Below are 17,509 nucleotides of genomic sequence, written 5' to 3'. Positions count from 1 at the left end.
TTCTCCAGACCACTTTTATTTAACCACCCAACATATGCATGCTGATTTTACGTGCTTGTTGATGCTGTAGTGCATGATAGCCTTTGGCCTTATGCCAAATATAAGGCTTAATTTTTTGATCAAGCTGTTGTAATGCGTGCTGTTTAATATCCAGATTGGACTGCTTAACGGCTTCTAAGTCAGCTTTGATATTAAGCCCCTGCTGTGCAAACAGACAATTATACAGTTCACCCTGAGCCGTTAAGCGAATACGATCACAGTCACCACAAAAAGAATGCGTGATGGTTGATATAATGCCCAACTGATATTGACCATCCAATTGGTAGATCCGTGCAGGTTCATGCTGCTGTTGCAAGACTTGAATGTCATAATAAGGTTTGAGCTGCGCTAAAATTTCAGCCTCGCTCACCACCGCTTGATTGCTCCAATGCTGATCGCCATCCAGCGGCATAAACTCAATAAAACGTAATGGGATATTGTGCTGCTTTGCCCACTTTACCATTGGCAAAATCTGGTCATGGTTTTGACTTTGCATCAAAACACAATTAATTTTGAACGGAAGACCTGCCTTTTTTGCTGCTTCAATACCATTCAATACAGGGCTAAGCTCTTTTTTAGTCAATTGCTTAAATTGAATTGGATCAAGACTATCCAGACTGATATTCAGATCATCCAAGCCTGCTTGCTTCAATTGTTCCACATACTTCGCTAAATAATGGCCATTGGTGGTCATTGAAATGCGTTTGAGTCCCAAAGCCCGAAATGCCTGCAAATCCCGAATAAAGTGCACCACACCTTGTCGCATAAGAGGTTCCCCCCCTGTAATACGAATATTTTCAATCCCTTGTTGAACCATATATTTGCAAAAAACCAATAAGGTTTCAAAACTAAGTAAATCGTGTTTTTTCATCCATTGCGGGTGCTCAGGCATACAATAAACGCATTTGAAATTACAGCGATCCGTCACCGAAATCCGTAACTTACGCTTAGTGCGACCATACTGATCTTGCAAGATCGGTAAGCTCGTTTCAGGTCTCTCATGCTTCATCATACGCACTCATTTTGTGAATCTTTTTACTGGGTTTAGCACAGCTTCTGTGCATCCTTGTTTTGCTCATCACAGTGAATTATTTTTTTAAAGCAATAATTATTCCAATCACACAGCAACTTTATGATGATGTTGCTTATTTAATTGAATTAGTCACACTTTCAATCTACAAATAAAAATAGCGCCTGTCAGCATATTTTTGTTCAGTTTATATTGCACCAATTTCAAACATAATTTAAACAACATGAAAGAATTTGGTGCATTTAAGCAAAAATATCAATAGGCTAAAGGTCTAAGCGGTGAACCGCTCTAAACGTACAGGCACATATTTATGATAGGGTGTCTTAGATAACGGATCACAATGCTGAGCAGAAGTAAGACGATTCAGTTGTGGCCCAATCGGTTCCCCACCTCGATAGCGTAATCCATATCCATGCGGCAACGACACCACGCCTTTGCGCATTCCCTCATCAAGTTCGACCGTGACCTGAATCTTGCCATGCTCAGAAATACAGTGCAGCATCTGTCCTGTTTCGACACCGAAAGTCTGAGCATCTTCAGGATTGATCCTTAAACGCCCTTCTGCATCGACTTTACGCCAAGCAGGATCACGATAAATTTGATTGGCGTTATAACTGCGACGTTCGCCTGCCAATAGAATAAAAGGATAATCTGTGGTTAAAGTCATTGAACCTTGTTTCAGTTGGGCCAGCTCAATGAACATTTCAGGAATTGCCAAACGAATTTTTTTGTCTTTATAGGCGATCAATTCCCAAACATCAGCATAGTCATGTTGGGATAACACCACACCTGAGCGTTGCTGCAAAATGTTCTGGAATAACTTAACGCCTAGGTTTAAACGATTGCCGACATAGCCTGCTTGCTTAACCGCTTGGTAATGTTGAGCTGCATATTGCATACATAAAGGTAATAATAAGGCAGTTGATGCGGCATCATTCGGCAACGTTTTGCCTAAAGTGCGATATACAATTGACGCGGCATAGGGAATTAACTTTTTATTTTTCGCAAAACTGACACCAAGCGCACCGAAATAGGCAAGATAAGCCGTATTGGCTGAATCTTTTTCTGCAATTTTGCTCAATATCGGAAACTGTAGAGGGATCACTTGCATGGCTTCGAGCAGACGGGTATAGATTTCCGCTTCAGGTAGACTGTTACCTTGAGCCTTAAATAAGGGGTGACGTAAATGAAAGCCATTCTTCGGAAATTCCAGATTAAATCCTGTAAATTCCCACTTTTCAAATTGGCTATGTGCAGGCAACACATAATGCGCCATCCGCGCTGTTTCAGTCATGGCCACATCGACCACCACTAAAAGCTCTAAGGACTGAAAAGCCTGTTCATAGGCAGCCGTATCTGGGTAGGTCAATAAAGGATTACAGCTATCTACAAACACCGCACGAACTCGCTTTTCCCCTGCTTTTAGAATCTCATCAGGCAAAATATTCGGAGGAAAGAAGCCTGAAATCGGGAACATTTTATGATGTACAGTACGGCGATATTTAGGATTACGTTCATCAGTATTGCTTAGAATTGGAATAAACATGGTATGCAGATTATTGCCGCCTTGTTGACCAAAATTTCCTGTGAGTAAATATAAAAGCTTTTCCAAATAACCATTTAAAGTGGTATTTAAGGTGTGTTGAATACCAAGATCAATCCGGACACAAGCACGTTGCGCTTTAGCAAAATCACGGACAATCTGATAAACCAGCTCCACAGAAACATCAGCTTTTTGGATATACTCTTCAATTGGAACCGCCAAGAAAGCTTGTTTGACCTGATCAAAGCCATGCGTATGCTGCTGAATAAATTGTTGATCATACAGTCCTTCTTGCAGCATGATTGCGATCATGGCCGACATCAGATAAGCATCGGTTCCTGGTTTTAATTGCACATGGATATCAGCTTGTTTAGCGGTTTCAGTTACGCGTGGATCAAACACCACCATGGTCCGATTCGGATCTTTTTTAATATGTTTTAAAGTGTCTCGTGCATTTGGAATCCCATGTGCCTGAAAAGGATTAGTGCCAATAAACAGCACATAATCCGCATGTTCAACGTCTTCGGTGGTATGACAAGCCTGACTGCCGAACAAACGACCATTCACCCAGAAATCACCTGTTTTTTCCTGCGCCAAAGAATTGTAGGAATAGAAACTTTTCATGGCATAAAGCAACTGACGACCATATGCAGCACCTAAATGATTACCCTGACCGCCACCACCTACAGATGCAAAGGCAGTTCCACCATGACTATTCCGAATCTGTACCAACTGCTCAGCAATTTCCTGAATGGCTTGTTCCCAGCCAATCTCTTTAAACGAACCATCTGCCTGACGTTTTAACGGCGAAGTTAAACGATCAGCATGTTGTTGGTAATGCTGCAAACGTGCGGCCTTTTGGCAGATATAGCCTTGCGAGAAAGGATGATCATCATCCCCTTTAATTTTCTTAAACTGGTTATCTTCAATTTCTACACTGAGCCCACAATTGCGTGAACACAAAATACAAGCCGTTACATCCTGTCTTGCTACTGTTAGCGTCGTCATTGGTCTCACCTTATTATTTATGAATATTGTCCCATTAAACAGATTTGCCCTGCTGAACCAACAACGCGGAGATACTTTTGTTCCTGCTCGGTACAAGTTTCAACTTGGTTATGTTCAGAAGGAAGTTTGACAGGTTTTAGAAATCGGACATCAATTTGCTGAATCGGTTGTGGCAGTAATTCAAAACTACGTGCAAACACCCCAAAGCCATGCAGCACTTTTTGACCAAAGTTTGACAGTTTGGCTAATGGTGTAATCCAATGAATCGGATTAAAGTCACCTGTGAGTAAGGCAAATTTCAAACCATCATCTGAACGAGTCGACCATTCGCCTAGTGTCTGCCAAAGCTTAGTGTCGCTCGTTTCCGAGCGTTTGGTTTTTTCAAAATGAGGCAGGATAAAAGCCATATGTAGTACTGCTTCTACCAGTTCAGGTTCAGCAATCGTACCTGTGGTAATTTGAACTGAAACACGTGCCAAACCATTACGTTCATCCACCTGTGCGATCTTAGCTTGAATCATGAGTTTTTCAGTTCGTGGAATCATGCCATGAATTTTCAGGCTGACGCCCTGATTGATCACTTTGCTTAATGGGTAGTGAGTTTGAAGCAATAATCGTGTTGCAAAGGACAGTCCCCATTGTGACACCATATGTGACGGGATTGAGTCTTGATACTTACCAGGCTCAGCACCACTCCATTGGATGTAATGCTCAATCAAATCTTGACTCGGCGCATCAATCACCTCATTGATCGGTGCTAATGACTGCCAGTCAACTGAAGCAGCCTTTGTTTTTTTAAGACTACGTAAGCCTATTTTTCCAAGCCCTGCCAAAGTTGCCTGATGTTCAAATAAAAATTGCAATGGAATCTGCTGGTAACGAATCGCAAACATATGAAACTCCTGTTCCTTTTATTTTTCTCACTGTTCAAACCATATTTGGGTTAATTCTAGTCCTGATTAGATATGCCTGATATGGTCAAAAGTTAATTAAGTTCCAAAATAGAACTCATTTCAACAAAGGTCAAGTGCACTCATCATAAATATAAAAATGAAATGTTAAGATTTAATAAGGCTTGTAAACTTTGATAAAAGAAACACTGTTGAAGAGGTGAACTCAATTTATAAAACAGCGCATTTAGAGTTCTTTCCTTCTTCTACCTAAAAAATACAAATAAAACCAATCAGAACAGAGTCCTCACTCAAGTTAACAGCTTTTTAAAAGATGATTGAAATTATCATTTTAAGTTTAAAGGACACTAACAATGAGCAATAAATCGAACCATTATCCCGCCTCTGCTCCAGCACAACATCAACAGCACCAACCAGGTAACCAAGAAGCTTGCATCCTGAACCTGAAATTATTAAGCGTACACATCAAGGGAGTAACAAACTCAAAGCTAAAGTTTCCCTGATTAGTGGAGGAGATATCGGTATAGGACGCTCTATAGCCGTACTCTTTGCTCGAGAAGGTGCGGAGATTGCTATTATTTATCTAGAAGAAGACCAAGATGCTGAAAAAACCAAACAACTCGTAGAACAACAAGGCCAACACTGTTTATTATTAAAATATGATCTGAGTGATCCAACATCCTCTCAGAAGTGTGCGCAAGAAACTGTTAAAGTTTTTGGAAAGATCAATATTTTGATCAATAATGCTGGTGTGCAGTTTCAGCAAAAAGAAATTGTGAATATCAGTACAGAGCAGCTCGAAAAGACCTTTCAAACGAATATCTACTCCATTTTCCATTTAACCAAAGCTGTGCTTCCCCATTTAAAGGAAGGAGACAGTATTATTAATACCACCAGTATTACTAGTTATCATGGCCATGATGAATTAATTGATTACGCAAGTACAAAAGGTGCAATCACAACATTTACCCGTAGTTTATCCAATAATCTCATGAAGCAAAAAAAGGGAATTCGTGTCAATGGGGTCGCCCCTGGCCCAATTTGGACGCCTTTAATTCCAAGTAGTTTTGATGCTAAAACTGTAGCTAAATTTGGTCAAGACACACCAATGGGAAGAATGGGACAACCGAGTGAAGTTGCGCCCGCATATTTATTTTTAGCTTCCGATGATGCTAGTTACATCACAGGACAAGTTATTCATGTCAATGGCGGTGAAATCGTCAATGGGTAAGCAAATAAAAACTGGTTAAGACGATGAATTTTTTAAATAAGGAAATAATAACTCTACATATTTCTGGGTACTCCACAACCCTATGCTTTTATGATGAGCTTCAGGTGACAAGAATGGAATTAACTTACATAACTTCAAAGCAAAATTATCGGTTTGATTCACTTTTTGCTGTAAATTTTCCAGTTCACCATCTGAAATATAGCTAAATAGAAAGTCATGCAAAGGCTGATCTTTATTGTTTTTGTGATGATAAGGAGCAACCGTTGCCGAGTACTTATCGCCAGCAATCCAATCATGAATAATCTGTCTCTCTGCGGGAGTAAAAACACCATACATCTTTCCATTTTCATGACTTATCATTCGCCAAAATATACTTTCTTCAGGATCAAGATTAAATTTAATCCATTTTTTCTCAACCAGTTGCTGAATAAAATGACCAATTTCCTGCGGATTTGCTAACCACTGATTAATCGACTTACATCCTATCAATTGCTTCTCGTTATGCACTAATTGGCCGATCGTTGCTTTGCGTTTTAAAATTTTATGAACGAAGCTTTCAAGATCAAGATTTTGAATAATGTATGCGGATAAAATTCCATGTTGATTTAAAGCATAGCCACGTTTCACTTTATCCATAAAAACTGCTTTATCTTTATATTTTTTATATACATTTGCCAATACCTTTATAGACTTATGTGCATGACCATTGGCTAGATTATCAATCGTAATATGCAAGTTAAAATATTTGGCATCAACCCCCAACTCTTTGAGCTCATAATTGGTAATTAAAAGATGTAAAGGGAGTTGTTCGTAACCTAAATTAAAGCCAATGATCTCTGGAATGAATTCAGGTGGTGCATATCCTAAAGCCAACTGAATGGCGGCGTGATGGTAATATTCATCATGCAGAAAAAATTCAAAATCATCTAAACCTAGATTACGGAGCAAATCATCATAGATACATACATGATTCGATTTTGTCTGCCCTAGCCCCAACTCTTCCAAGTAAATCACAATAAGATCATGAAAAGTCGGATCATTCCAATAATTGACTATGCTATATAACCAAGCACCATCTACTTTTTTAGTAGGCGCTACTTTCACTAAGAACTCAAATGCTTGTCCTATATTTTTAAAATACTGACGTTCTGCTCCAGACTTCCGCTGAGATAAATATTCATGATAGCTTTGACAGACTTTCCTATTTTCAGATTGATACCAATCTTTTATTTCCTCAATATTATTAGGTATATATGATTTTTTTAAGTTCACAGTTTCTAATTCATGAGTTAATAAATTAATAGCTCTCTTCTCTTTTTCAAAATTAGATATATCTCCATCCAGAAAAAAACTAACTAACTCGTAATAATTTTTATAGTCATCCTGTAATAAATCAAGCAATCTCTTTTTTACAACGACTGTCATTTTCATTCTCCGAATCGAAAATATAAGATCACATTACGTTGTTCACCCCTGACTCCTACTTTAATTTTGTTAATTCAGGTTAATATTGCAACAATAGCTTTTAAAATATGTTCCATATCAACACTCTGTAATTATCGAATTTTTACATTCTCATATTTTGAATTATTTATTTAAAATTAATCATAAAATATATAAAATTAAGCCAAATAAAAACTTTATGTTGCAACATGTAATCCACATATAAAGTTATATTAATAGTGTTTTTAATTAAAAAATAAAAATTAGATAAGCTCTTAAAAACACAGCGCTTACCAAATTCAACCACATTACATTTAAATATTATGCAACAGCTTCCCACTATTTTAAATAAATTTTTATGTTTTAATTAAACCATCTGATTTACTCAGATAATATCTAAAACCAAATGAGGTGTACGATCATGAGTAATACAAATAATCAACGCAATGAAGAGCGTAACAATCCGCAGCAACAACAGCAAAACCAAAACAATGACAACCGTCAACAGCAGCAACAACAGCAAAATGACAATCGTCAGCAACAAGGATCTCATCAAAAAGATTCTAATGGCCAAGGATCAAACCAAAATAATCAACAGAAGTAATTCTTAATTGTTTTCGATCTATAAAAATTTAGGAGAATAAAATAAATATTCTCCTAAATTTTATCTAAGCAGGAAAGTTTGCTGGAGAATTATCATGACAAATCAAAACTTATCTAATCAACAGAATCAAGGTTCACGTGTGAGTATTGACCCAAATGATCATTGGCGTTCTAGTTATTTGACACGTCCTTATTACCAAGAAGCTCAACTCGACACTCCAGATCTGGATTATGATCGAGATTTTTCAAAAGCCTATGAATTAGGTAGTCGTGCTCGTTCTGAACATGATCGTAGTACGCAATTTGAAGATGTTGAGGGTAAGCTTAAAGCGTCTTGGGAAGAGCTAAAAGCTGAATCCAGATTAAAATGGGAACATGCCAAGCAAGCCATCAAAGATGCTTGGGACCAAATATAGAATTGATCATTCGATAAAAAAATGAGCTTATTTAAAACATAGGCTCATTTTTGTTTTGCAGCATTTAATTACTTATTATAAAAAGAGAAAAACCATGAATATCATCAACATTTTTCTTTATGACACCAGTTGGGATCTAGTACTAGAGATCATTATTCGGTGTTTTGTCATGTTTCTTTTGATTCTGATTTTTTTAAAGCTCTCAGGTAAACGCGGCATTCGTCAATTATCTATCTTTGAAGTCGCGATTATTCTGAGTCTAGGAAGCGCTGCAGGAGATCCGATGTTTATAGATGATGCACCGATTGCCCAAGCTTTTGTGGTGATGTGTACCATTATTATTTTATATCGTCTGATCACTTGGGCCATGATGAAAAGTAAGAAGTTTGAAATACTCTTAGAAGGAAAACCTTTATGCATCGTAGAAAATGGCGTAATGGTGATTCAAGATATGCAAAAAGAGAAATATTCACATGATGAATTTTTTGCTGAAATGCGTCAACAAAGTGTAGAACACTTAGGTCAAGTCAAAGTTGCCTTACTGGAAACAGATGGTTGTTTAAGTCTCTTATTTTATACAGAAGATGAAACTAAATGGGGACTGCCCTTATTTCCTCAAGATTATAAAAAGACTGATTATCTGGATGCTGAACTTTTTTATTCTTGTATGTATTGTGGAATGACACAACGTTTATTAAACCTAGACCATGAATGTGTTCGCTGTAAATGTAAAGATTGGGCCAAATCCTTACAAACACGCCATATCAACTAAACTCATTGAAATGGATATTACACTTCAAGCTTAACAATCATTGATTCTAAAAATTTTGCCAGTTCGTGGATGGATAAATGTCAAATCGTCATTCAACTGAATGACCTTATCTCTTATCACAACTTTAAATATTGGTGACCATTCGGCTACAATGCTGTTATCGAAGGCAGCAGATAAACCCTTCTCATAAATCTGCTCAACGATAATTTTATCCCCCATTTCACTACTCGCATCAACGTTCTTTAACATATATTGCTTTACCATTTCCAAACTCCTTCAATATAAATTAGTAAGTTTTGAGTAAAATTAATATATTAAACAGACTGCTTATCTTTGAAATATGAAATAATTGCTTCACCATTATTTTTTGATCTATTCACAATATTGCCTACATCATCATAATGATAGTCTGGCACAATCACTTTACTGTTTAAATTAGATGATTTTTTACTCTTGGAAATCGTTACTTTCTCTATAAAGCTGGCAAGCCATAACATATATTCGGTTTTATTTTTACTTTTCGGTAAAATACTTATATCCAAAATAAAAGGTAAATCCTTAGAGTTCATCAATAAGTCTTCAAAATTTATATAATTATAACGCATCTTAAAATCTGTATTCTTTATTTCAATCCGCAACTCAATCATTAAATTGTTTAGATCTTCTAAAGGTTCATCTATAAATCCCTTTGACTCTTTAACATTTATATATATTTTTTCAGCTAATTTTAAATATTGAGGCATGAAATTATTCCTTTAATTTTTCTATTATGCGATTTTGCTCTATTTAAAGTAATCAATTGTTAATATTGTTTAGACTTATGCTACTAAAATAAAAAATCGTATACATAAAAATTACACGATACGTGCCAAAAACATCATTAATAAAAAATAACGTATACGACATCACATAAAAACAAAATTTAACCTCCCATCTGCTTCTCCTAAAGCTCCTGAAAAAGCTGAAGTTATTTTTCAAACTTCAACCTTTTCCTATAGATTTATTTTATTTAGTATTTACAGCTAAGGGGTGTGCTGTGTGGTAGCGCTACCAGTATGCGCTTCTGATGTGCCATCTTCATTTGTTACAGGCACTGATGCATCATGCTGCATATCATCATGCAATTGACTGCTGTTCGTGGCTGGTTCTGTTTCCATCGAATGAGGTGTGGTTGTTTCCTGTCGAAGGGCTGAATTATCTGTGGTTTTGTTCTTTTCACATGCTGCAAGTGTGAAAACAAAACTTAATGCAATACTTTTCACAAGTAAATTTTTCATTTTCATTACCTCTCGCTAGTTAAAGAGTTTATAAAATAGATGTAAAATTATTCACTATCAAAACTATTATTTGATGCTATTTCCGCACTATTTAGATTATCACTACTGAGTTGCATTTATTTATGTTTCATTAATATGTGGTGATATTAAAAAAGCTTATGACCAAGCTTCTTTAATCTACTTCAGGCAGCCTAAGTAGAACCCTTTTTCCCTTTTACTGCATTACTCAGGTTAATATCTTCATCTCTTTTCCCACCTGATAATTTAGCCTTATCTTTATGAGATTTATAGTAGCAACCTAAAGCAACACCTGTTCCTAAAGTAATGATCGTTTTTAACATGTGACACCTCTTGATATATTGCAAAAACTTTATACTGACAAATTTAGATGTAACTTTCCCTGCTATTTATTTTAACTTTCTTAAATAATGAAATTTTATGTAATTAAATTAAAAACTTAAATACAACAAAAAAAGAGCAACCTCCTTAAAAATAAGAACTTATATTTTCAAATACAATATTCTGCAAACATCTAGAAACAAGTTTAATTTGAATAGAAAAAGCATCTATCACTCATAAAATTAAAAATTAATATGCATGAAGAAACAACCTATAATTAAAGCTATTTTTATTTTATCGGTTGTTCCAGTCACTTTTATCAAGTTCAAATCTAAAGACTCCTACGCACAGTCAGATAGCAGCTAAATGTGGGAAGTAAATTTACTTTCTGTTTATTTCTATTTATCAGAAGAATCACTCTATAAAAATGCTCTTATTTATTACTTACTAACTCATTCAGAATACCAGTTTAGGCATTTTCATTTATAGCAATATGAAACAACAACCCGCATCACTTGCATAAAAAACCCCATTCCATTCGGAATAGGGTTTAAAAGAATTTTATCTAAATTTCAGGCTATTTCGGCTGCTGTCTATTTCGATTCCATGCATCACGAGACGCATGTCTTGCCTCATCCCATGATAAGCGGGATTCAGCTTTTGCCTGTTCCCAATTAGTTCTCAACTCGGGTTCAACTTCTTCAAATGCCACATCTGGATCGTAACCATAGCGTTTTTCATAACCCACCCGATAGGCATTACGATAATCCCGATCATAATCTAGATTCGGATATTTGCTATTTGCCTCATTATAGTACGTTTGATTTAAATAGTTTTCACGCCAGTACGCATCCTCTACAGTAGGATCAATTGCTTCACCCACTGCATTTCCAGCTAATCCGCCTACAACGGCACCTACAGCACCACCGACTAGAGCACCCAGTGGACCACCAGCACTACCGACAGCAGCTCCTGTCGCAGCGCCACCTACGGCACCGACTCCAGTACCCACTGGATGGGAACCAGGTTCACCTGTAATCGGGTCAGCATTTAAATCTTTCTTCACCTCATCTGGTGCATTTTTAATACGTTCACGATCATAATCATCTTGGTTTATCATGTTTATTCTCCTTTAAGAAAGTCATTCACTCAAAACATAATTCTCAACTGGAATTTGAATAAATGAATTACTTGTACTTTCACCATAAGTGAGTTATTTGTTAAAATCAGTGATAAGAATTTTTTTTAAGTTAATGTCTATAGTTTCTAGTAAATAGAGAAACATATTGAAATAAAATTAAAAATGCAATTATAGGTATAGAAAAACCCTCAGGATGAGGGTTAAATTATTTAATTAAATCTGACTATTTAAACTAGGCTGTCTTTTTCTTTATTTAAATATTTTATATATTCTGCATGGTATTTTTGTGCCAACTCTTTTTTCTGTTTCTCTGGCAAAATTTTTCCTGCTTGTTGAAAAAAATGATGCTCTTCTTCTTCCAAGTGATGATGAACGACATGTGAAAGTTTTTTCGCAATTGCCAACCATCCAGAATTACTAAACTCTGTTTGGGTGAGTTGCTCTAACAACTCATCCATTTCATGATGCTCAGATAAAGCATGACGCGTGATATTTAAGCCAGCGTCTGTCATCATCAAAGGGATATATAAAAATCGGTCTTCAGCCACCGCATGGGCAAACAATTCATTTTTTAGCAATTCAAAAAGTTCTCTTCGTTCTTCACTATCACCAGATGTTTTGATCAATTTTTCGGAGAACGCTCTTTGTTTTTCATGGCTTTCACGCAAAGCCTCAAATATCGTCCATGCTTTTTCATTTTTTGGCATCGCTTACACCTTTATTTGAAAGAAATTTTTCTATTAATTTAAATAACTCACGATATAAATTCTTAAAATTATTTGAGTTTTAAATACCTTTCACTTCTTCAGCAAAATCATCACTTCTGAAATATGAAACGATTCTTTCTCCACTGTGTTCATTTCGAATATCAAGAATGACATTGGGATCACTTTGGAACGTAAATTCAGGAGGAATATCTTTATGCAGCGGTGGCAAACGTTTCACGCCACCTTCTGTAATTTTTTCAATAAAGCCAGCAAGCCATAACACAAATTCATCCTTGTGTTTAAAGCTAGGAATGAGACTAATATCTAAACTGATTCGGCCATCTCTTACAGGTTCTTTAAAGCCATCAACAAATTCTATGTAGTTGTAGATCAGCTTAAGATCTGTATCAATCAGCTCTTTACGGATTTGCTTGATAATCAAATTTAGACAGTCTTGTTTATCAATCATAAATTGATCATTTTGCTGAAATTTCCTATAAATATTGTCAGCAATTTTAAGATATTGAGGCATGGTTATGTTCCCCTAAAGCTAGGTACTTAGTTTTATTATGAAATGAAAATTATTCCTGTTTGTAATAATTCACTCCAAACTTGTAAAGAGTATGAGCATTATGCAACTTTTTAACATTTCGAAATAATCAACTGTATTGCCCATCACTAGTTTGATAAAAGCATTATTCTTCATATTACAACAGCTAATAGTCTTAACAATTTAACCAATAAATTTAATTAAATCTTACATTTAATACGTTTTACTAAAAGAACACTGATTACTTTAAGAATTAGACCAAATGGCTTATGAAAATGATGTTCAAACACTTGCTGATATTGCACAAGCATTTCGTGCAGCTTTAGATCAGGTCACACAGGGTTTTATTACGGGGACGTTTAGTAAATTTCCAAAAGAATGTGGAGCCGATGCTTGTGATCTGTTGCAATACTATTTGCTCAATGTCCACTACATTAAATCCGATTATCGTGTTGGCAAAGTCCAAATGTCTGCGCAAACACCAGAAATTGCACACTGCTATTTAGTCGTGAATGGAATCATTCTCGATATCACCGCCGATCAGTTTCACAAGGAATGGTTTCCTAAAGTCATTGTATGTGAAAGTAGTGAATATCCACTGATTCCTTATTTTAAATATGTTCGAAGTAAGTCTGGTCAAACTCTGCTTCCATTAAATGATTATTTGCAATCTATCTATGGGCAAGTGATAAAAATTTTACAGGCTAAAGTGTGAGAAACAGTACATCCACGTGCTAAATTGCTTTAGGCTGTACTCCGTTAAGTATTCACTTTCTTTAAATTTTTTGAGTACGCTTATGCAGTCAGAACAGATCCAACAACTTGCAGCAGAATATCCGATCGTTAAAGACCTGATTGAGCTCAAAGAGACAGTTTGGTTTAACCCTAATTTCACCACGCTAGATGAAGGTTTACCTTATGTTGGGCTTAATCAATCGGATATTGATGATGCCCGGGACCGCTTAGCACGTTTTGCACCTTACTTGATGGCTGTCTTTCCTGAAACGCTTGCAATTCAAGGTATTATCGAATCTGAGCTAATTGATATCCCAAATATGCAGCGGTCTCTTGAAACGTACTTTGAGCAAAAAATTGCAGGCAAACTCTGGCTGAAAAAAGACAGTCATCTGCCAATTTCGGGATCAATTAAGGCACGAGGTGGTATTTATGAAGTGCTTTTCCGAGCCGAGCAGCTTGCACTAGAAGCCAATCTGCTTACTCTTGACGATGATTACGCCAAACTGAACAGCCCAGAATTTAGAAATTTTTTCAGTCAATACAGCATTGCAGTTGGCTCTACAGGTAATCTTGGCCTTTCGATTGGCATCATGAGCGCAAAGTTAGGCTTTGATGTGACGGTACATATGTCAGCTGATGCCCGCCAATGGAAAAAGGACAAGTTACGTTCACATGGTGTAAATGTTATCGAATATGATCAAGATTATGGTGTGGCAGTTGAACAAGGCCGAAAAGCAGCATTAGAAAATCCAAATTGTTTTTTTATTGATGATGAAAATTCCAAAACATTATTCTTAGGCTATGCCGTTGCGGGTGAACGTTTAAAGAAACAACTGGATCAACATCATATTATTGTGGATCAAGCACATCCTTTATTTGTCTATTTACCTTGTGGTGTCGGTGGTGGGCCTGGTGGTGTTGCATTTGGTCTCAAAATGGCCTTTGGCGATCACGTGCATTGTATCTTTGCCGAACCCACTCATTCACCCTGTATGTTACTCGGTGTAGCCACTGGTTTACATGATGAAATTTCAGTTCAGGATATCGGTATTGACAATATTACGGCGGCAGACGGTCTTGCAGTAGGACGTGCTTCTGGCTTTGTTGGTCGTGCCATGCAACGATTATTAGATGGTTTTTATACATTAGATGATCAAACCATGTATCGCTTGCTCGGGATGCTCAACCAGTCTGAAAACCTAAAACTTGAGCCTTCTGCGCTTGCAGGTATGCTAGGGCCGATTTTAGTCAACCAACATCAAGCTTATATCGATTTGCATCAATTTACTGAACAGCAGTTACAGCATGCCAATCATATTGTATGGGCAACTGGAGGTGGGATGGTTCCTACAGAAGAAATGCAAAACTATCTGGCGAAAGCATAAACCTATCTCAATCTGAGCGATGAACAGAGAAGTTACACTTCTCTGTTTTCGCTTAAATCAAACTAGTTTCTCTTTTGATATTGACTAGATCATCAATTTTAATTGTTTAACGAAATGATGCATATTGGTCGCCCATGTGCTCATATCCCGATGCGCAATCAGATAGGTATTGATCTGCGCTGTAGCTGAGTCGATGGGATGAATATTCACACTCTGGGCAAAATGGGATTGCTGGACATAACTCATCGGCAGGATGGCAAGACCAACATCCAAACTAACACAGCTAATAATGCCATCTAAGCTGCCCATTTCAATCACATTGGCCGCAGGCAAATAATGAGCAGATAAGAACTGATCAATAGCTTTACGATAACTGCAGCCTTGCTTAAAAGCAATAAACTTCTTTTGCGTTAAATATTCGTTTGAGAGCTGTTGCGGTGCATGTTTTGAGGAAATTAGTACCAGTTGCTCCGTCCAGACATGCAAATTGAACAATCCTGCAATTGGCTCGTGATTCGCGACAAATGCACAGTCCAATTTAGATGCTGTGACTAAATCAATTAAGTCTCGGCTTGGTGCAGTGCTGAGCGCAAACGGAAAGTTTGACGCATGCTGTTGTAAATTGCGAAATAAAGAGGGTAGCCGAACTGCTGCCGTGGTTTCCATACTCCCGATTTCCAAAGGCAAATTGGCGGCAAGATGATGATTGGAAAAACTATCCAAGAGCTCTTTTTGTAGATGCAGCATTTTTTCAGCATAACCATACAGCTGCTGCCCAGCTCTGGTGGGTTGAATTGGGTTCTGCCGATGAAGCAATTCGACATTCAATTCTGTTTCCAGTTTTTTGATATGACTGGTGACATTCGATTGCACCGTATAAAGCGTTTTTGCCGCCTCAGAGAAACTCCCTAACTTCACCACCATCATAAAAATTTCTAAAGACTTAATCTGCATTGCCATCACTATTAGAGATAGTTGGTATCAATTCAAATCATTTTACATGATTAATATCTCTTGTTTAAATCTTATTGAATTTTTCAAGATGTAAAAATGATTCAAAATGAGCACTTCTAAACTTCTATTTTTGATCTGTATTTTAAGTTGCTTTAGCTATGGGCTTTATATACTTGACTACAAATTTCTTGCTAAAGCACAACCTCTAGAGCACATGCGTCATAGTGACTAATTGTTGGAGTAAACAGGCCATGACTGAGCTAGCAAAAAACAGCAATAGCGCTCTACAAGCTGCAATCAGTGCAGCGCTGATTATGGCGATTGGTATGGGTTTCGGTCGCTTTGCTTTTACAGCAGTTTACCCACATATGATTGATGAAGGCATTATCAATTTACCTCAGGCCAGTTTGGCAGCTTCTGCAAACTATGCGGGCTATTTGTTTGGTGCCATATTCGCGATCAAGATTAAATCACAGCAAAGCTATCTCAGTAGTATTTTTGCTACAATGGGCACCGCACTTTGTCTGATTCTGCTCAGTTGTATTCATACGATTAGCCTAATCATCGTGATTCGTGGCTTGGCTGGGGTTTTTAGTGCTTTTGCTATGGTGTCTGCCTCATTATGGCTGCTTGAACAACAGAAACAAGTACATCAAGCCCCTGTTTTATATGCAGGGGTTGGCCTCGGAATTGCACTCTCTGCCGAGCTTTTGGTTTTTGGAACACATCTGGGTTGGCATAGCAAAATACTGTGGTTATTACTTGGCCTATCCAGTCTACTGCTTGGTTTTATCGCAATATTTGGTTTATCTCGTGCTCAACCTAATCCTGTTTCAGCTCAGCAAATATTGAGCACAACAAGTAAAATGCCCCACACATACGCTCTGATTATGATTTATGCCTTGGCAGGCTTTGGCTATATTATCACGGCAACTTATTTACCTTTGCTAGTCAAACAGGCCTTACCGAATATTGATGCTGCACAGATCTGGGCAATCTTTGGTTTTGGGGCGATCCCTTCCTGTTTTTTTTGGCATTATCTCCATGACAGACTTGGGACTCGAATCGCTTTATCTTCTAATCTGGGAGTACAGGCTGTCGGCGTTGTATTACCCATCATATTGCCAACCGCTTTGGGTTATCTGTTGAGTGCATTACTGGTGGGTGGAACCTTTATGGGAACGGTGACCATTGCCATGCCAGTGGCGCAGCGTATCGCTCGCCAAGCACAAAGTAATTTAATTGCCTTAATGACCGTCGTCTATGGCTTGGGGCAGATCATCGGTCCAATGCTATCAAATGTATTATTTTCTATTTATCACACGCTCAACAGTTCCTTGCTGGCTGCATGTTCTGCTTTATTAATTGCCACAGCGATCAGCCTAAAAGCGACGTAATTGAATGAGATAAGTTATGCACAGA

18 protein-coding genes and 1 pseudogene are annotated in these 17,509 nt (G+C 37.3%); 7 read left to right on the top strand and 12 right to left on the bottom strand.

Features of this window, described 5'->3' with window-relative positions:
- Nucleotides 1-19 precede the first annotated feature (19 nt).
- The 3 genes from moaA to F957_RS14520 form a co-directional block, all read right to left on the bottom strand.
- Nucleotides 20-1,051, bottom strand: coding sequence for a GTP 3',8-cyclase MoaA (gene moaA / locus F957_RS14510; RefSeq protein ID WP_016540297.1), 1,032 nt, complete (start codon nucleotides 1,049-1,051; stop codon nucleotides 20-22).
- Between the two features lie 289 nt (nucleotides 1,052-1,340).
- Complete coding sequence (locus F957_RS14515) at nucleotides 1,341-3,620, bottom strand: molybdopterin-dependent oxidoreductase (protein WP_016540299.1); 2,280 nt, start codon at nucleotides 3,618-3,620, stop codon at nucleotides 1,341-1,343.
- Nucleotides 3,621-3,637: 17 nt separating this feature from the next.
- Complete coding sequence (locus F957_RS14520) at nucleotides 3,638-4,513, bottom strand: MaoC/PaaZ C-terminal domain-containing protein (protein ID WP_016540300.1); 876 nt, start codon at nucleotides 4,511-4,513, stop codon at nucleotides 3,638-3,640.
- Nucleotides 4,514-4,884: 371 nt separating this feature from the next.
- On the opposite strand from F957_RS14520, the pseudogene F957_RS14525 reads away from it, so the two are divergent.
- Nucleotides 4,885-5,762 (top strand): annotated as a pseudogene (locus F957_RS14525) (SDR family oxidoreductase).
- Between the two features lie 15 nt (nucleotides 5,763-5,777).
- Here the strand turns inward: F957_RS14525 and F957_RS14530 are convergent.
- Complete coding sequence (locus F957_RS14530) at nucleotides 5,778-7,187, bottom strand: iron-containing redox enzyme family protein (RefSeq protein WP_016540302.1); 1,410 nt, start codon at nucleotides 7,185-7,187, stop codon at nucleotides 5,778-5,780.
- Nucleotides 7,188-7,626: 439 nt separating this feature from the next.
- Between F957_RS14530 and F957_RS14535 the strand changes: the two genes are divergently transcribed.
- From F957_RS14535 to F957_RS14545, 3 genes are all read left to right on the top strand, one after another.
- The gene (locus tag F957_RS14535; RefSeq protein WP_016540303.1) at nucleotides 7,627-7,809 is read left to right on the top strand and encodes a hypothetical protein; all 183 of its coding nucleotides are present in this window, start codon (nucleotides 7,627-7,629) and stop codon (nucleotides 7,807-7,809) included.
- 94 nt (nucleotides 7,810-7,903) lie between these two features.
- A complete protein-coding gene (locus F957_RS14540; RefSeq protein ID WP_016540304.1) occupies nucleotides 7,904-8,224 on the top strand; it encodes a hypothetical protein in 321 nt (106 codons plus the stop codon).
- 94 nt (nucleotides 8,225-8,318) lie between these two features.
- On the top strand, nucleotides 8,319-8,996 hold the full coding sequence (locus F957_RS14545) for a DUF421 domain-containing protein (RefSeq protein WP_016660230.1): 678 nt from the start codon (nucleotides 8,319-8,321) through the stop codon (nucleotides 8,994-8,996).
- Nucleotides 8,997-9,026: 30 nt separating this feature from the next.
- On the opposite strand, the gene F957_RS14550 is transcribed toward F957_RS14545, so the two are convergent.
- The 7 genes from F957_RS14550 to F957_RS14575 form a co-directional block, all read right to left on the bottom strand.
- A complete protein-coding gene (locus tag F957_RS14550) occupies nucleotides 9,027-9,260 on the bottom strand; it encodes a hypothetical protein (RefSeq protein ID WP_016540306.1) in 234 nt (77 codons plus the stop codon).
- 50 nt (nucleotides 9,261-9,310) lie between these two features.
- Entirely contained in the window at nucleotides 9,311-9,739 is a 429-nt protein-coding gene (locus tag F957_RS14555; protein ID WP_016540307.1) for a hypothetical protein, read from the bottom strand.
- A gap of 279 nt (nucleotides 9,740-10,018) precedes the next feature.
- Nucleotides 10,019-10,273, bottom strand: a complete 255-nt coding sequence (locus F957_RS14560; protein WP_016540308.1) for a hypothetical protein — start codon at nucleotides 10,271-10,273, stop codon at nucleotides 10,019-10,021.
- Between the two features lie 191 nt (nucleotides 10,274-10,464).
- Complete coding sequence (locus F957_RS21600; protein WP_016540309.1) at nucleotides 10,465-10,614, bottom strand: hypothetical protein; 150 nt, start codon at nucleotides 10,612-10,614, stop codon at nucleotides 10,465-10,467.
- A gap of 575 nt (nucleotides 10,615-11,189) precedes the next feature.
- Complete coding sequence (locus F957_RS14565) at nucleotides 11,190-11,732, bottom strand: glycine zipper domain-containing protein (protein WP_016540310.1); 543 nt, start codon at nucleotides 11,730-11,732, stop codon at nucleotides 11,190-11,192.
- A 248-nt stretch (nucleotides 11,733-11,980) separates the two neighbouring features.
- Nucleotides 11,981-12,460: a hemerythrin domain-containing protein gene (locus F957_RS14570; protein WP_016540311.1), complete on the bottom strand. Its 480-nt coding sequence runs from the start codon at nucleotides 12,458-12,460 to the stop codon at nucleotides 11,981-11,983.
- A gap of 79 nt (nucleotides 12,461-12,539) precedes the next feature.
- Nucleotides 12,540-12,992: a hypothetical protein gene (locus F957_RS14575; protein ID WP_016540312.1), complete on the bottom strand. Its 453-nt coding sequence runs from the start codon at nucleotides 12,990-12,992 to the stop codon at nucleotides 12,540-12,542.
- A 280-nt stretch (nucleotides 12,993-13,272) separates the two neighbouring features.
- On the opposite strand from F957_RS14575, the gene F957_RS14580 reads away from it, so the two are divergent.
- Together F957_RS14580 and F957_RS14585 are read left to right on the top strand one after the other, a co-directional pair.
- On the top strand, nucleotides 13,273-13,725 hold the full coding sequence (locus F957_RS14580) for a hypothetical protein (protein ID WP_016540313.1): 453 nt from the start codon (nucleotides 13,273-13,275) through the stop codon (nucleotides 13,723-13,725).
- An 82-nt stretch (nucleotides 13,726-13,807) separates the two neighbouring features.
- The gene (locus F957_RS14585) at nucleotides 13,808-15,133 is read left to right on the top strand and encodes a D-serine ammonia-lyase (protein ID WP_016540314.1); all 1,326 of its coding nucleotides are present in this window, start codon (nucleotides 13,808-13,810) and stop codon (nucleotides 15,131-15,133) included.
- A gap of 84 nt (nucleotides 15,134-15,217) precedes the next feature.
- Here the strand turns inward: F957_RS14585 and F957_RS14590 are convergent, their stop codons facing one another.
- Nucleotides 15,218-16,093 (bottom strand): LysR family transcriptional regulator, encoded by an 876-nt coding sequence (locus F957_RS14590; RefSeq protein WP_016540315.1) that lies wholly within the window; start codon nucleotides 16,091-16,093, stop codon nucleotides 15,218-15,220.
- Between the two features lie 245 nt (nucleotides 16,094-16,338).
- On the opposite strand from F957_RS14590, the gene F957_RS14595 reads away from it, so the two are divergent.
- Nucleotides 16,339-17,484 carry a YbfB/YjiJ family MFS transporter gene (locus F957_RS14595; protein ID WP_016540316.1) on the top strand — a complete coding sequence of 382 codons (1,146 nt, stop codon included), beginning with the start codon at nucleotides 16,339-16,341 and terminating at the stop codon, nucleotides 17,482-17,484.
- The last annotated feature ends 25 nt before the right edge of the window (nucleotides 17,485-17,509 follow it).

Origin of the sequence: Acinetobacter gyllenbergii CIP 110306 = MTCC 11365, from assembly GCF_000413855.1 — a bacterium.
GTDB classification, from domain to species: Bacteria; Pseudomonadota; Gammaproteobacteria; order Pseudomonadales; family Moraxellaceae; genus Acinetobacter; species Acinetobacter gyllenbergii.
The sequence above is the reverse complement of the archived record's forward strand: the minus strand, read 5'-3'. Positions and strand labels throughout refer to the sequence as shown.

Excerpts from the sequence above, each read along its gene's own strand:
- moaA (WP_016540297.1), bottom strand. The coding sequence starts at position 1,051 with ATGATGAAGCATGAGAGACCTGAAACGAGCTTACCGATCTTGCAAGAT.
- F957_RS14515 (WP_016540299.1), bottom strand. The coding sequence starts at position 3,620 with ATGACGACGCTAACAGTAGCAAGACAGGATGTAACGGCTTGTATTTTG.
- F957_RS14520 (WP_016540300.1), bottom strand. The coding sequence starts at position 4,513 with ATGTTTGCGATTCGTTACCAGCAGATTCCATTGCAATTTTTATTTGAA.
- F957_RS14530 (WP_016540302.1), bottom strand. The coding sequence starts at position 7,187 with ATGACAGTCGTTGTAAAAAAGAGATTGCTTGATTTATTACAGGATGAC.
- F957_RS14535 (WP_016540303.1), top strand. The coding sequence starts at position 7,627 with ATGAGTAATACAAATAATCAACGCAATGAAGAGCGTAACAATCCGCAG.
- F957_RS14540 (WP_016540304.1), top strand. The coding sequence starts at position 7,904 with ATGACAAATCAAAACTTATCTAATCAACAGAATCAAGGTTCACGTGTG.
- F957_RS14545 (WP_016660230.1), top strand. The coding sequence starts at position 8,319 with ATGAATATCATCAACATTTTTCTTTATGACACCAGTTGGGATCTAGTA.
- F957_RS14550 (WP_016540306.1), bottom strand. The coding sequence starts at position 9,260 with ATGGTAAAGCAATATATGTTAAAGAACGTTGATGCGAGTAGTGAAATG.
- F957_RS14555 (WP_016540307.1), bottom strand. The coding sequence starts at position 9,739 with ATGCCTCAATATTTAAAATTAGCTGAAAAAATATATATAAATGTTAAA.
- F957_RS14560 (WP_016540308.1), bottom strand. The coding sequence starts at position 10,273 with ATGAAAAATTTACTTGTGAAAAGTATTGCATTAAGTTTTGTTTTCACA.
- F957_RS21600 (WP_016540309.1), bottom strand. The coding sequence starts at position 10,614 with ATGTTAAAAACGATCATTACTTTAGGAACAGGTGTTGCTTTAGGTTGC.
- F957_RS14565 (WP_016540310.1), bottom strand. The coding sequence starts at position 11,732 with ATGATAAACCAAGATGATTATGATCGTGAACGTATTAAAAATGCACCA.
- F957_RS14570 (WP_016540311.1), bottom strand. The coding sequence starts at position 12,460 with ATGCCAAAAAATGAAAAAGCATGGACGATATTTGAGGCTTTGCGTGAA.
- F957_RS14575 (WP_016540312.1), bottom strand. The coding sequence starts at position 12,992 with ATGCCTCAATATCTTAAAATTGCTGACAATATTTATAGGAAATTTCAG.
- F957_RS14580 (WP_016540313.1), top strand. The coding sequence starts at position 13,273 with ATGGCTTATGAAAATGATGTTCAAACACTTGCTGATATTGCACAAGCA.
- F957_RS14585 (WP_016540314.1), top strand. The coding sequence starts at position 13,808 with ATGCAGTCAGAACAGATCCAACAACTTGCAGCAGAATATCCGATCGTT.
- F957_RS14590 (WP_016540315.1), bottom strand. The coding sequence starts at position 16,093 with ATGGCAATGCAGATTAAGTCTTTAGAAATTTTTATGATGGTGGTGAAG.
- F957_RS14595 (WP_016540316.1), top strand. The coding sequence starts at position 16,339 with ATGACTGAGCTAGCAAAAAACAGCAATAGCGCTCTACAAGCTGCAATC.